Raw genomic sequence first — 12,415 nt, 5'->3', positions numbered from 1 at the left:
CCGCGGTGTCGGCGTCGATCAGGCCCAGGCGAGCCGACAGATCGGCCGCCATCACCATGCCGCAGCCCACCGCCTCACCGTGCAGCCACTCGCCGTAGCCCAGGCCCGCCTCGATCGCGTGGCCGAAGGTGTGACCGTAGTTCAGGATGGCGCGCAGGCCCGACTCCTTCTCGTCCTGGCCGACCACCCAGGCCTTGATCTCGCACGAGCGGCGCACGGCGTGGATCAGCGCTTCGCGGTCGCGCGCCAGCAGCTTGTCCAGGTTGGCTTCGAGCCAGGTGAGGAATTCGGCGTCGGCGATCGGGCCGTACTTGATGACCTCGGCCAAGCCGGCCAGCAACTCGCGCTGGGGCAGGGTATCCAGCGTGTCGAGGTCGCAGACCACGCGCAGCGGCTGGTAGAAGGCGCCGATCATGTTCTTGCCGGCAGGGTGGTTGATGGCCGTCTTGCCACCCACGCTCGAATCGACCTGCGCCAGCAGCGTGGTCGGCACCTGCACGAAGGGCACGCCACGCATGTAGCAGGCCGCAGCAAACCCGGTCATGTCGCCCACCACGCCGCCGCCCAGCGCGTACAGCACCGTCTTGCGGTCGGCGGCCTCTTCCAGCAACTTGGTGAAGACCTGGTTGAGCGCGGGCCAGTCTTTGAACTGCTCGCCATCGGGCAGCTCGACGTCCAGCACCTCTTTGTGCAGAGGGGCGATCGCCGCGCGCAGCTTGGCCGTGTAGAGCGGCCCGACCGTGGTGTTAGTGACGATCAGGGCCTTGGACGACTTGGGCAGCCCGGCGAAGCTCTCGGCCTTCAGCAGCCCACCGCCGATCAGGATGTCGTAGCTGCGATCACCCAGGTCGATGGGCACCAGGGTGTGACCTGCGTCGCTCAGGCGTGCGGGGGACGGGGCGGAGGGGGAAGCGGGTGCCATCGGGTCGCTGCGGTGTCGTCAACAGGTGCCCCGAACGTTTGCGCAAAGTTCGGACCTGGCCGCGATGCGAGGGGCATCCATGAGGTGAAAAGGGTGACGAGCCTTGACCCTGGCACTGGCGGCAAACGGTTAGGGCTGCTTCGTTCCCGATCTGACCCGGTTGGCCGCGCCTCCATGCAGGGAGGCCCGTCACCGACCATTGTACGCGAGGCCCGACACATGCGGGCCTCGTGGGCAACTTTGCGTCACCCCAGGTGGGTGACCATCGGAGGCATCACTCGCCCAGCAGCGCGGGCTTGAGCAGGTTGTCGGCAGGGTTGGCGCCGATCCAGATGCGCAGGATGGCGTTGTAGAAGCCCACATCAGGCAAGGTGGAGCCCAGTTGCTTGCCGTTCAGCGAGATGGTGGTGCCATTGGCCGGGTTGTAGTCGCCGATGATCACGTCGCCCTTTTTCACACCTTCGAACTCGGTGAACAGGTCGCCGAACTTGGTGATCTGGTTGACGAACTTGGTCTTCTCGTCTTTTTCCAGGTTCTTGTTGATGCCGGTGAGGAAGGCCTGGCCGAATTCATCGGAGGTCAGCTCGCGCAGGAAGACGATCTTGAAGCGCTTGGGGCCGCTCAGGGCCAGCACATCCGCTGGCGTGCTCTTCTTTTCGGTCAGGTACAGGCCGATGGCGTAAACCTTGAAGACGGCCTTGATGCGGGCGCCAGCGCCATTGAGCACCAGGGTCTTGCCTGCCACGGTGGCGGAGTCTTCGATGTTGGCGCCCTGGACCTGGACCGCCTGGGCAGCGGGCAAGGCACCGAACGTCAGGGCGGCGGCGGTCATCAGGGCAGAGAGTCGGGCTTTCATGGTGGGTTCCTTTGCGATCGATACACGCGGGTCAGGGGGGAGCGTCAGGCGTTCGAATCCAGCTTGAACACGCTGACCACCGCAGCCAGGTTGTGTGCCTGGTTCTGCATGGATTCGGCGGCCGCAGCGGCTTGCTCGACCAGGGCGGCGTTCTGTTGCGTCACGCCATCCATCTTCTGGATGCTTCGGGTGACCTCTTCGATGCCGTCGCTTTGCGAGCGAGAGGCGGCGGTGATCTCGCCAATGATGTCGGTCACGCGCTGCACGCTCGAGACCACGTTGTCCATGGTCTGGCCAGCGTCGCTGACCAGCTTGCTGCCTTGCTCGACCTTGTCCACCGACTCGTTGATCAGCGACTTGATTTCCTTGGCGGCGGTGGCCGAGCGCTGTGCCAGCGTGCGCACCTCGCCTGCCACCACAGCGAAGCCACGCCCTTGCTCGCCAGCGCGAGCGGCTTCAACGGCGGCGTTCAGCGCCAGGATGTTGGTCTGGAATGCGATGCCGTCGATCACGCTGATGATGTCGACGATCTTGCGTGACGAGGCGTTGATCGCTCCCATGGTGTCGACCACCTGGGCCACGACCTGACCGCCTTGTGCCGCCACCTGCGACGCCGTGGAGGCGAGCTGGTTGGCTTCGCTGGCGCTCTCGGCGTTCTGGCGCACGATGCGGGTCAGCTCGTTCATGGCCGAAGAGGTGTGGGCCAGCGACGAGGCTTGCTCCTCGGTGCGCACCGACAAATCCGAGTTGCCCGAAGCGATTTCAGATGACGCCGATGCGATGGCGACGGTGCCCTGGCGCACGTCACCGACGATGCGCTGCAGGCTGCGGTTCATCTCGTCGAGGGCGCGCATCAGCTCGCCCGTCTCGTCCTGGCTCTCGCTCTGGATCGAGGCGCTCAGGTCACCGGCCGCCACTTGCTTGGCCAGCGACACGGCGCGCGTCAGGGGGCGGGTGATGCTGCGGGTCGAGAACAAGGCCACACCGACGCTGACGGCAACGATGGCACCAGCCAAGCCCAGGATGAACACGGTGGTGTTGCGGGCGGTTTCTGCGGAGCGAGCGCCGGCTGCCTCCATCAGGCCGTTCTGGCGCGTGTTGAGTTGCTCCAGCGCGTCGAAGTACTTGGTGTGCATCGAACGCACCGAGAACAGGAACTTGGTCAGGGCCTCGTCTTTCTGACCTGCCTGAACCAGGTCCACGAACGCCTTTTGGGCCTTGTTCGAGCGTTCGCGGAACTTGGTCAGGTTGGCCAGCAGTTCCTTGTCGGCTTCGTCGGTCAGGGCCTTCTCGACCTCGGCCGCCAGCTCGACATTGAGCTTTTCGTACTTGGCGATGTTGGCCAGCTCACCCTTGATCTGCTCGTCGTCGCTCATCACCAGCACGCTGAGCATGCTGCGCGAGATTTCGTTGAGGTGGGCCTTCATCCGATTGGCGGTCACCGTTTGAGGGTAGGTGCCGTGCACGATCTCCGTGGTCTCGTGGCTCAGGCCCTGGATGCGGGTCAGGGCCAGGCCAGCCAACAACACCATCAGGGCGATCACGAGGCCGAAGCCGATCGTCAGTCGTTGACCAATGCGGATGTTGCGGATGTTGATCATGTGGTTTGCCCAGGAAATGCGAAAGGCGCTCTCCCCGACGGATCGTCACCCTTTTGCCTGAAGCAAAGCCGGTGAAATCCATCACGGATGAGCGCCTTATCGGCGGTTCAGGGGCAAACTGAATGCACACCGAGGGTTGCCCCTCGGGTGGCGTCAGCGCAGTTGCAGCTCCTCTGCGCCGTAGGTCACACCCAGCGGCTCGATGACGACCTGCTTGGGGCCGTCTTCCACGCGGCCGGCCACCCAGGCGTCGATGCCCAGTGACTTCGAGATCGCGACCACGCGCTCGGCCTGCTCGGCCGCCACGTACAGCGCAAAGCCCGCACCCATGTTCAGCGTGCCGTAAGCCTCGTGGTCGTCCAGGCCGCATTCCTTCTGCATGAAGGCCAGCACCGGCGTCTTGGGTGGCACGGCGGTGATGCGGTAGGTCAGCTGCTTGGGGTGGCGCAGCAGCTTGCGCCAGCCGTGGCCCGTCACGTTGGCGCAGTAGTTCGGGATGATGCCCTCGGCGGCCATGGCCTCGGTGACCGGCGAGTACAGCGTGGTGGGCGCCAGCAGGGCCTCACCGTAGCTTTGCCCGTTGCCGATGTCGGTCAGGTAGCCCTGGGGCAGGCGCTCGGCCAGCTTGCGCGCCAGCGACAGGCCGTTGGCGTGGATGCCGCTGGAGGCCAGGAAGACGATGGCGTCGCCCGCGCCCAGGTTGTCGCCCACCGACAGTCGGGTCTTGGGGCTGATGATGCCGGTGCACGATGCGGCCAGGTCCACGCGGCCATCGGCCACGATGCCGGCCAGGGCCGGGGTCTCGCCGCCGCCCCAGGCCACGTTGCAGACCTCGCAGGCCTTCTTCCAGCCGGCCACCAGGGCGTTGGCGCGCACCTTGTCGCCGAACCAGTCGGAGCCGCCAGCGGCCCAGTAGGCCTGAACCACCAGGGGCGTGGCGCCCACGGTGATCAGGTCGTTGACCGCCATGGCGATGGTGTCCTGCGCGATGCCGTCGTAGTAACTTTTGCCCGTCAGGGTGGCCATCTCGTCGGCCACCAGCGTCTTGGTGCCCAGGCACTCGACGATGGAGGCCAGGTACATCGGGCCCACGTCAACCACGTAGGCCGATTCGCCACGCGAGGCCAACACTTCGCTGAAGCCGTGGCTGGCCAGGTGGGTGCCGGTGGCTGCCGCTGCGCGCTGTGCCGCCACCTTCAGCGGGTCGATCAGATCGTAGTTGACGCCGGCCTGGTCGTACGTCAGGGGCGCGTTCTGGTTCGGGGGCGTGGCGGCGGTCATGGGCGGGCGTCGTCGTGGAGCGGAAAACCCGTAATTATCGTGCAGGCCAGGGCTCACTGGCTGAGTTTGCGCGCCTCCTCGATCTGGAGTTCGAAGTAACGCTGTCCGGAAAAGGCGATGGTGGCCATCAGCACGCCAGCGCCGATCAGCAGCGCCAGGGCGATGCCGATCACCGTCAGCCACCCGGCTTGCGGCGCTTGCGAGGCAGGCGTGCCGGGGTTGTGGCGGGCGTTCCAGCGCTCGTCCGGGGTCAGCCCGTAGAGGATGGCTTGCAGCATGGTGGCCGCCACGGTGAAGCCCAGCACCGGGATCAGCGCCCAGGACAAGTGGTCGTCCTGGCCGAACTCGGCCACCCGGTTGAGGCCCCACAGCCCGATGGCCGTGGGCACGGGCAGCAGCCAGCCCAGCAGGTCGCCCAGGCCGTGCAGGTAAAAGCGGTGCAGGCCCAGGGGGCCGCCGAGCAGCGCCAGCCAGGTGGCCAGGGTCTTGGAGCGGGGCGCGCGTGTCGAGGGAGAGGTCGCCATGGGCTGGAGGTGTTTGCAGCGAGCTGTCGAGAGTCGGTGCTGTCAGGGGGCGAGGTGCAGTTTTTTGCGCAATCTCGTGTCGTCAGACTATAATCCGAGGTTTTGCGGCCCGAGCTGGGCTGGTTGATGCTTGGCAAGGCTTGTTTTTGCCGCAGCAGCCGGCCTGCGCGTATCTAATCGTGCCGCCGAAAAATCAACCGCCGGCAGGCCTGATCCCCCCGATGAGTCGAAGGGTTGCAGCGTGCCGGCTTTGGCTGCCGATCCCCGAGTGTCTCCCGGGCGAGGTGGCCGCCCAACTGATCTGAAGGACACACCATGGTCGTGATTCGACTTGCACGTGGCGGCTCCAAGAAGCGCCCTTTCTACAACATCGTCGTTGCTGAACAGAAGAACCGTCGTGACGGTCGCTTCCTGGAGCGCGTGGGCTTTTACAACCCCGTGGCTTCCGGCAAGGCCGAAACCCTGCGCCTGTCGCTCGACCGCGTGAACCACTGGGTGGAAAGCGGCGCTCAGCCCTCCGCCGCCGTGACCCGCCTGCTGCGCGAAGCCGGCAAGGCCCAGCCCGCCGCCTGATCGATCAGGCATGACGGATCGCGCCCCGAGCACACCGCTGGTGCTGGACGACGGAGTCGTCTGGCCCGAAGACGCGGTGGAAGTGGGGCGCGTCGTCGACGCCTGGGGCGTCAAGGGCGGCATCAAGGTGCAGCCCTTTTCATCCGACCCCCAGGCCCTCTTCTGCACGAAGAAATGGTTCCTGCGCCCCGCTGAAGCCAGCGCGGGTGCTGTGGTTCGCCCCGGTGCTTCACCAGCTGCCCAGGCCACGAAGGCCGCAGGTGCCGTGACCTCCGCGGGCGCGGCCAAGCTGGCTCGCCCTCGTTTCCTGCAGGTCAAGACGGCCCGCGAGCAGGGCGATGTCGTGGTCGTCACCGCCGATGACCTGGTCGACCGCAACGCCGCCGAAGCGCTCAAGGGCGCTCGCGTTTTTGTTTCGCGCTCGGCCTTCCCCACGCCCGACGAGGGTGAGTTCTATTGGGTCGACCTGATTGGCCTGGATGTGCGCAACCCGCAAGGCGAGTCCCTCGGCCGCGTGATCGACCTGCTCGACACCGGGCCCCAAAGCGTGCTGCGTTGCGAGCACGAAGGCGCCGATGGCAAGCCTGCCGAGCGCCTGATCCCCTTCGTGTCGGCCTACATCGTGAGCGTCAGCCTGGCCGACAAGCTCATCGTGGCCGATTGGGGCCTCGATTACTGATCACCTGCACGGGTGACCAGCGCCCAAGGGCTGCGCTGAGCTTGGGAGTTTGTCCATGGCCGTTCGCTTCGACGTCATCACGCTGTTTCCCGAGTTGTTCGTGCCCTTTCAGCAGGCCGGGGTGGCGCGGCGCGCCTTCGAGTCAGGCCAGGTGGACCTGCGCCTGTGGCAGCTTCGCGATCACGCCGAGGGTGTTTACCGCCGGGTCGATGACCGGCCATTCGGTGGTGGACCAGGCATGGTGATGCTGGTCGAGCCCCTGGTGCGCTGCCTGGGCGCCATCCGTGCGCAGCAGGTCGAGCAGCGTGGCGAGCGCCTGCCGGTGATCTGGTTCAGCCCGGCCGGGCCGCGCCTGACGCAAAAGCGCGTGCAGCAATTGGCCGCCAGCCCTGGCGCTGTGCTGGTGTGCGGCCGCTACGAAGGCGTGGACCAGCGTTTCATCGATGCCCACGTGGACGAAGAACTCAGCCTGGGTGACTACGTGCTCTCGGGCGGTGAGTTGCCCGCGCTGACGCTGATCGATGCGGTGGCGCGCCTGCAGCCCGGCGTGTTGCACGACGCTGCCTCGCACGAGCAGGACAGCTTCTCGGATGGCCTGCTGGACTGCCCGCATTACAGCCGCCCCGAGGTGTTGCCGGGCGCCGAGGGCGCTGCCGATCAGGCCGTGCCGCCGGTGCTCATGTCGGGCCACCATGCGCAGATCGCACGCTGGCGTCGCGAGCAGCAACTGGCGTTGACCGCGCGTCGCCGGCCAGAGCTGATCGAGGCGGCCAGGGTGCGTGGCGAGCTGTCGAAAAAAGATGAAGACTTTCTCCGCAGTTTGACGCTATAATCTGCGGTTTTCCGATCCTCTGCCCGGCTTTGCTGGGGCCGCTCTTGCAAAGGGGCGTGCACTTGGCGCCAATTTTTCAACGCGCGGGCATGATCATCAAGGAGCCTTTGATGTCCAACATCATCCAGCAGCTCGAGCAAGAAGAAATCGCTCGTCTGAACAAGACCATTCCCTCTTTCGCCCCTGGCGACACCGTGATCGTGTCCGTCAACGTGGTCGAAGGCACCCGCAAGCGTGTCCAGGCCTACGAAGGCGTGGTCATTGCCAAGCGCAACCGTGGCCTGAACTCCAGCTTCATCGTCCGCAAGATCTCCAGCGGCGAAGGCGTGGAGCGCACGTTCCAGCTGTACAGCCCGCTGATCGCTTCGATCGAAGTCAAGCGCCGCGGTGACGTCCGCCGCGCCAAGCTGTACTACCTGCGCCAGCGTTCGGGCAAGTCGGCACGCATCAAAGAGAAGCTCGCGTAAGCTGGTCCTCTTTCGCAGTCATCACTGCTCAAGCCGCCCTCGCTCACGCGACGGCGGCTTTTATCATTGGCGCATGGCCCTCACCATCGACCCGCGTGCCGCCGAGTTGCTCGGGCACGACCTTCACCTGCCTCCCGTCTCGCCTGATCGATTCTCGCGTCAGGCTTTGAGCGCGCGCTTTGCGTCACCACCGATCTGGCAGCCAGACATCGAGGTCGAGAAGTGGTATCGGGCGCCCGACCCGGTTCAGGCGGCGGTGCTGGTGCCGCTGGTCATGCGTGAACGCGCTTCGGTGCTGCTGACCCAGCGCACTGCACACCTGAAAAAACACGCTGGGCAGATCAGCTTCCCGGGGGGGCGCATGGAGCCCACCGACCTGAATCCGGTGGCAGCAGCCCTGCGCGAAGCACACGAAGAGGTGGGGCTGGAGCCCGAGCGCATCGAGGTGCTGGGCAGCCTGCCCACGTACACGACCGGCACCGGCTTCATCGTCACGCCGGTGGTGGGCCTGATCACGCCGCAAGCGGGTGAGCACGAGGGCCTGATCATGCGGCCCGACCCGGGCGAGGTGGCCGAGGCCTTCGAGGTGCCGCTGGACTTCCTGATGGACCCCCGCCACCACCAGCGCCGCGCCTTCGACATGTCGGGCACGCAGTTGGACTTCTTTGCCATGCCCTGGTCGCCGCAGCCCGACAAGGAGTACTTCATATGGGGTGCGACAGCGGCGATGTTGCGAAATTTATACCGCTTCCTCTCGGCCTGAGCCCGGCACGGCGCCCCGGGGGCAATTACACGGGATTTGATCGGGTTGGGTCACAGCACCACCGCTATCATCGGCGCATGAGCTTTTTTGCCGTGCTCTTCGCCTTGCTGGCGGAGCAGCTCAAGCCCTTGTCCAACCTCAACCCCATCCACCACGCGCTGGCGGCCTGGGTGCGTTGGGCTGGTCGCAATTTCGACGCCGGTGCCGACGTGCACGCTCGCGTGGTTTGGGCCATCACGGTGCTGGCGCCCGCCTCGCTGGTGGCCCTGAGCTACTTTTTCATCGACCGCTACAGCACGGTGCTGTCGCTGATCTTCGACGTGGCGGTGCTGTATTTCACGCTGGGTTTCCGCCAGTTCAGCCACCATTTCACCGACATCCGCGATGCGCTGGAGGCGGGCCGTGAAGACCGTGCCCGCGAGCTGCTTGCGCATTGGCAGAACCTGGACGCCAGCGAGCTGCCGCGCACGGAGATCCTGCGCCACGTGCTGGAGTACTCGCTGCTGGCGGCCCATCGCCACGTCTTCGGTGTGTTCTTCTGGTTCGTGGCGTTGTCGACCGTCGGCCTGGGCCCGGCTGGCGCGGTGCTTTACCGACTCTCCGAGTTCGCCAGCCGCTACTGGGCCTACCGCAGCCGCGTGACGGGCACGCCCACGCACGACAGGCTGATGAACCTGTCCCAGACCTTGTTCACCTGGCTGGACCACGTGCCGGCGCGCATGACGGCCTTTGGCTTTGCGGTGGTGGGCAACTTCGAGGACGCCATCGACGCTTGGCGGCGCCACGCCGCTTTGTGGGTGCGCCGCAATGAAGGTGCGATCCTGTCTTCTGCCTCGGGGGCGCTGGGTGTGCGCCTGGGCGGGCAAGTGGCCCCGGTGTCGGGCTCGCCCGATGTCAGCCGAACCATGAGCCAGGGCGATTCGCCCGATGTCATCGAGGCCCAGGGCAGCACGCAGGGCTCGACGCCGATGCTCGCGCACCTGCGAAGCGTCGTGGGCCTGATCTGGCGTTCGGTGGTGCTGTGGATGCTGCTGCTGGCGCTGCTGTCGCTGGCCAACCTGGTGGGTTGACGCCCGGCGTGACGATCAGAGCGCGCGGGCGCGCGTCAGCCAGTCGCTCAGGGCATCGACCATGTCGCCTTGGCTGAACGAGCAACTTTCTTCTGTGAACAGGGCGGCGCTTTCGAGTTGGCTGAGCACGCGCTCGAGCACGTCCTGGTAGCGCTGCGGCAGCGCGGGCTGGTGGCCTTGTGCGGCTTCGCGCCAGGTGCGGGTCAGCTCGGAGAGCGGCAGTTGCCCATGGCGGAAGGCGTCGAGCGTGGCGGGCAGGGCTGAGAGGCGATCGGTCATGCGTCGGTCACCAGCGAGGCTGGCTCAGTTCTTCGAAGAGGTCGGTGTACAGGCTCAGGCGGATGGGACTGATTTCGCCGCGATCGACCGCTGCGCGCACGGCGCAGCCGGGCTCTTGCCGGTGCGTGCAGTTGTGGAAGCGGCAGTCGGCGAAGTGGGCGGCCAGGTCGGGCATCAGGCGCACGAGCTCGGTCGGCGGGATGTGGTGCAGGCCGAATTCCTGAAAGCCTGGCGAGTCGATGACGGCGCTGGTGCGCGTGTCGTCGAGCCAGTACCAGAGGCTGGAGGTCGTGGTGTGGCGGCCCGAGTTGAGCGCTTGGGAGATCTCGCCGACTTCGGCGCGGGCGTCGGGCAGCAGGGTGTTGATCAGCGTGCTCTTGCCGGCACCCGATGGGCCCAGCACCAGCGAGGCCTTGCCTTGCAGCATGGGCAGCACCTGTTCGCGGGCGGCATCGCCTTCGCCTTGGCCCTTGTCCTTGAGGGACAGCTCGACCACGTTGTAGCCCATGGCTCGGTAGGGCGCCAGGCGCTGGCGCGCGGTGTCTGCGCCGGGCAGGTCCACCTTGTTGAGCACGATGGTCACGGGGATGTCGGCCGAACGGGCGGCAATCAGGGCCCGCGTGAGCTGCATCTCGCTGAAGACGGGCTCCACCGCGATCCACATCAGCAACTGGTCGAGGTTGGCCGCGAAGGACTTGCTGCGCCATTCATCCTGGCGCCACAGCAGGTTGCGGCGTTCGTCGACCGCGACGATGACGCCTTCGTCGCCGCCTTCGATGTGTTGCCAGCGCACGCGGTCGCCGACCACGGCTTCGCTCTTTTTGCCACGGGGGTGGCAGATCAGCCGCTCGCCATCGGGGTTCTCGACGACGACGTGGCGTCCGTGGGTGGCCACGACCAAGCCGCTTTCGGTGCCTTCGGTGTTGGGGGCTTTGTCCTTGCTGCGCGCGGGGCGGCCGCTGCCGTGTGTGCGCTTCATGCGAGCAGGGCGTCGACCCGTGCCGCGCAGATGAAGTCGTTGATCGACAGGCCGCCGACCGAGTGGGTGGACCAGTTCACGGTGCAGCGGCTGTAGGCCACCAGCAGGTCGGGGTGGTGGTCTTGCTCGTGAGCGATCCAGGCGACGGCGTTGACAAAGGCCATGGTGCGGTGAAAGTCGGGGAAGCTGTGGGTGCGGGTCAGGACCACGGCGTCGCCTTCGCGCTCGATGGTCCAGGCGGTCAGTTGCTCGAGCAGCCTGGCCGCTTGTTCGTCGGTCAGGGCCGGGCCGGTTTGGTGGCTGCAGCGTTGAGCGCACAGAGGCGTGTTCGCCGGGCCGGTCGGGTGCGGGAGGCTGGATGTCATGGCAGGGTCCTCACGCGGGTGTGGGGGCAGAGATGGCGCGCATGGCGGCCAGTCGCTCGAGTGCTGGCGGGTGCGAGTAGTGAAAGCGCACGTACAGCGGGTCGGGGGTGAGCGTCGATGCGTTGTCCTGGTAGAGCTTGACCAGGGCGTTGGCGAGGTCTCGACCATCGGACTGAGCGCAGGCGTAGGCGTCGGCCTCGTATTCGTCGCGGCGCGAGAAGCCCGACATCAGCGGCACGATGAAGAAGGCAAAAGGCGGCAGCGCCAGCATGAGCAGCAGCAGCGCCAGCGCGTCATTGGGCGCGTTGAGGTTGGGGCTCACGCCCAGGCCCAGGTAGAAGTCGGCCTGGCGCGAGAGCCAGCCCAGCAGCGCAAAAGCCAGCAGGCTCAGGCCGAACATCATGACCATGCGCTTGAGCACGTGGCGGTGCTTGAAGTGACCGAGTTCGTGGGCCAGCACGGCTTCGACCTCGCCATGGCTGAGCTTGCTCAGCAGGGTGTCGTAGAACACGACGCGCTTGCCCTGGCCCAGGCCGGTGAAGTAGGCGTTGGCGTGGGCCGAGCGGCGGCTGCCGTCCATCACGAAGAAGCCCTTGGCGGTGAAGCCGCAGCGGTCCATCAGGGCCTTCACGCGCTCGGCCAGGGCCTGGTCTTTCAGGGGCTCGAACTTGTTGAACAGCGGGGCGATGAAGATGGGGAAGACGATCATCATCAGCAGGGCAAAGCCCACCCAGGCACCCCAGGCCCACAGCCACCAGGCGTCGCCAGCGGCGCCCATGAGCCACAGGATGAGGGCTGCGATGGGCGCGCCGATGACCACGCCGACCACGCCCTGGCGGAGCTGGTCGCCCACCCAAATCGGCCACTTCATGCGGTTGAAGCCGTGGCGTTGCTCGATGCGGAAGGTGTGCCAGGCTTCCAGGGGCAGGTCGACCAGGGCAGAGATCAGCGTGAAGGCGCCCAGCAGCGTCAATTGGTAGACCAGTGGGTGAGCGCGCTCGCCACCGCCCACCGGCAGCAGCCAGTCGCGCAGGGTGGTGTTGAGGGCGTCGAGCCCGCCGAGCAGGGTCCATCCCAGCAGCACGGCGGTGCCCACCAGGGTGCTCACCATGCCGAATCGCAGCTTGTCGAGCGTGTAGTCGGCGGCGCGCTGGTGGCTGCGCAAGGTGATGTTGCCGCTGAAGGGCTGGGGCACGGCTTCGCGGTGGCGGGCGACGTGGCGGG

14 protein-coding genes, 1 other RNA gene and 1 pseudogene are annotated in these 12,415 nt (G+C 66.4%); 6 read left to right on the top strand and 10 right to left on the bottom strand.

What is annotated here, in order from left to right; translation table 11 throughout:
- From aroB to B2W70_RS03455, 6 genes and pseudogenes are all read right to left on the bottom strand, one after another.
- Positions 1–922 (bottom strand): annotated as a pseudogene (gene aroB, locus B2W70_RS03480) (3-dehydroquinate synthase); the annotation flags it as partial.
- Between the two features lie 92 nt (positions 923–1,014).
- Positions 1,015–1,113: signal recognition particle sRNA small type (gene ffs, locus B2W70_RS03475), an RNA gene on the bottom strand.
- Between the two features lie 83 nt (positions 1,114–1,196).
- Entirely contained in the window at positions 1,197–1,778 is a 582-nt protein-coding gene (locus tag B2W70_RS03470; RefSeq protein ID WP_286742890.1) for a chalcone isomerase family protein, read from the bottom strand.
- A gap of 44 nt (positions 1,779–1,822) precedes the next feature.
- Positions 1,823–3,379: a methyl-accepting chemotaxis protein gene (locus B2W70_RS03465; RefSeq protein WP_286742887.1), complete on the bottom strand. Its 1,557-nt coding sequence runs from the start codon at positions 3,377–3,379 to the stop codon at positions 1,823–1,825.
- A gap of 153 nt (positions 3,380–3,532) precedes the next feature.
- On the bottom strand, positions 3,533–4,660 hold the full coding sequence (locus B2W70_RS03460; protein ID WP_286742885.1) for an AIR synthase-related protein: 1,128 nt from the start codon (positions 4,658–4,660) through the stop codon (positions 3,533–3,535).
- Positions 4,661–4,713: 53 nt separating this feature from the next.
- Positions 4,714–5,184, bottom strand: coding sequence for a hypothetical protein (locus B2W70_RS03455; RefSeq protein ID WP_058088043.1), 471 nt, complete (start codon positions 5,182–5,184; stop codon positions 4,714–4,716).
- A gap of 315 nt (positions 5,185–5,499) precedes the next feature.
- On the opposite strand from B2W70_RS03455, the gene rpsP reads away from it, so the two are divergent.
- The 6 genes from rpsP (at position 5,500) to B2W70_RS03425 (ending at position 9,568) form a co-directional block, all read left to right on the top strand.
- The gene (gene rpsP / locus B2W70_RS03450) at positions 5,500–5,757 is read left to right on the top strand and encodes a 30S ribosomal protein S16 (RefSeq protein ID WP_058088042.1); all 258 of its coding nucleotides are present in this window, start codon (positions 5,500–5,502) and stop codon (positions 5,755–5,757) included.
- 10 nt (positions 5,758–5,767) lie between these two features.
- The gene (gene rimM, locus B2W70_RS03445; RefSeq protein ID WP_058088041.1) at positions 5,768–6,436 is read left to right on the top strand and encodes a ribosome maturation factor RimM; all 669 of its coding nucleotides are present in this window, start codon (positions 5,768–5,770) and stop codon (positions 6,434–6,436) included.
- Between the two features lie 55 nt (positions 6,437–6,491).
- Positions 6,492–7,268: a tRNA (guanosine(37)-N1)-methyltransferase TrmD gene (gene trmD / locus B2W70_RS03440; RefSeq protein ID WP_058088040.1), complete on the top strand. Its 777-nt coding sequence runs from the start codon at positions 6,492–6,494 to the stop codon at positions 7,266–7,268.
- 110 nt (positions 7,269–7,378) lie between these two features.
- On the top strand, positions 7,379–7,735 hold the full coding sequence (rplS, locus tag B2W70_RS03435) for a 50S ribosomal protein L19 (protein ID WP_058088201.1): 357 nt from the start codon (positions 7,379–7,381) through the stop codon (positions 7,733–7,735).
- A 73-nt stretch (positions 7,736–7,808) separates the two neighbouring features.
- Complete coding sequence (locus B2W70_RS03430) at positions 7,809–8,498, top strand: CoA pyrophosphatase (RefSeq protein ID WP_058088039.1); 690 nt, start codon at positions 7,809–7,811, stop codon at positions 8,496–8,498.
- 77 nt (positions 8,499–8,575) lie between these two features.
- Positions 8,576–9,568 carry a CobD/CbiB family protein gene (locus tag B2W70_RS03425; protein WP_286742878.1) on the top strand — a complete coding sequence of 331 codons (993 nt, stop codon included), beginning with the start codon at positions 8,576–8,578 and terminating at the stop codon, positions 9,566–9,568.
- A 15-nt stretch (positions 9,569–9,583) separates the two neighbouring features.
- Here B2W70_RS03425 and B2W70_RS03420 read toward each other — a convergent pair whose 3' ends face one another.
- From B2W70_RS03420 to B2W70_RS03405, 4 genes are all read right to left on the bottom strand, one after another.
- Positions 9,584–9,847, bottom strand: a complete 264-nt coding sequence (locus B2W70_RS03420) for a hypothetical protein (RefSeq protein ID WP_286742877.1) — start codon at positions 9,845–9,847, stop codon at positions 9,584–9,586.
- A gap of 7 nt (positions 9,848–9,854) precedes the next feature.
- A complete protein-coding gene (rsgA, locus tag B2W70_RS03415) occupies positions 9,855–10,826 on the bottom strand; it encodes a ribosome small subunit-dependent GTPase A (RefSeq protein ID WP_286742876.1) in 972 nt (323 codons plus the stop codon).
- Positions 10,823–11,191: a 4a-hydroxytetrahydrobiopterin dehydratase gene (locus tag B2W70_RS03410; RefSeq protein ID WP_286742874.1), complete on the bottom strand. Its 369-nt coding sequence runs from the start codon at positions 11,189–11,191 to the stop codon at positions 10,823–10,825. Before B2W70_RS03410 ends, rsgA begins: the two co-directional genes overlap by 4 nt.
- Positions 11,192–11,201: 10 nt before the next feature.
- Positions 11,202–12,415, bottom strand: a 1,214-nt coding sequence (locus B2W70_RS03405) for a M48 family metallopeptidase (RefSeq protein WP_286742872.1), incomplete at its 5' end; no start/stop codon positions are given.

Source organism: Aquabacterium sp. UBA2148, from assembly GCF_002328915.1.
Classification (GTDB): domain Bacteria; phylum Pseudomonadota; class Gammaproteobacteria; order Burkholderiales; family Burkholderiaceae_C; genus Aquabacterium; species Aquabacterium parvum.
The sequence above is the reverse complement of the archived record's forward strand: the minus strand, read 5'-3'. Positions and strand labels throughout refer to the sequence as shown.

Bases quoted from the DNA above. Each gene is read 5' to 3' on its own strand.
- B2W70_RS03420 (WP_286742877.1), bottom strand. From the start codon at position 9,847: ATGACCGATCGCCTCTCAGCCCTGCCCGCCACGCTCGACGCCTTCCGC.
- rimM (WP_058088041.1), top strand. From the start codon at position 5,768: ATGACGGATCGCGCCCCGAGCACACCGCTGGTGCTGGACGACGGAGTC.
- rpsP (WP_058088042.1), top strand. From the start codon at position 5,500: ATGGTCGTGATTCGACTTGCACGTGGCGGCTCCAAGAAGCGCCCTTTC.
- B2W70_RS03460 (WP_286742885.1), bottom strand. From the start codon at position 4,660: ATGACCGCCGCCACGCCCCCGAACCAGAACGCGCCCCTGACGTACGAC.
- B2W70_RS03430 (WP_058088039.1), top strand. From the start codon at position 7,809: ATGGCCCTCACCATCGACCCGCGTGCCGCCGAGTTGCTCGGGCACGAC.
- rsgA (WP_286742876.1), bottom strand. From the start codon at position 10,826: ATGAAGCGCACACACGGCAGCGGCCGCCCCGCGCGCAGCAAGGACAAA.
- B2W70_RS03410 (WP_286742874.1), bottom strand. From the start codon at position 11,191: ATGACATCCAGCCTCCCGCACCCGACCGGCCCGGCGAACACGCCTCTG.
- B2W70_RS03470 (WP_286742890.1), bottom strand. From the start codon at position 1,778: ATGAAAGCCCGACTCTCTGCCCTGATGACCGCCGCCGCCCTGACGTTC.
- trmD (WP_058088040.1), top strand. From the start codon at position 6,492: ATGGCCGTTCGCTTCGACGTCATCACGCTGTTTCCCGAGTTGTTCGTG.
- B2W70_RS03465 (WP_286742887.1), bottom strand. From the start codon at position 3,379: ATGATCAACATCCGCAACATCCGCATTGGTCAACGACTGACGATCGGC.
- B2W70_RS03455 (WP_058088043.1), bottom strand. From the start codon at position 5,184: ATGGCGACCTCTCCCTCGACACGCGCGCCCCGCTCCAAGACCCTGGCC.
- rplS (WP_058088201.1), top strand. From the start codon at position 7,379: ATGTCCAACATCATCCAGCAGCTCGAGCAAGAAGAAATCGCTCGTCTG.
- B2W70_RS03425 (WP_286742878.1), top strand. From the start codon at position 8,576: ATGAGCTTTTTTGCCGTGCTCTTCGCCTTGCTGGCGGAGCAGCTCAAG.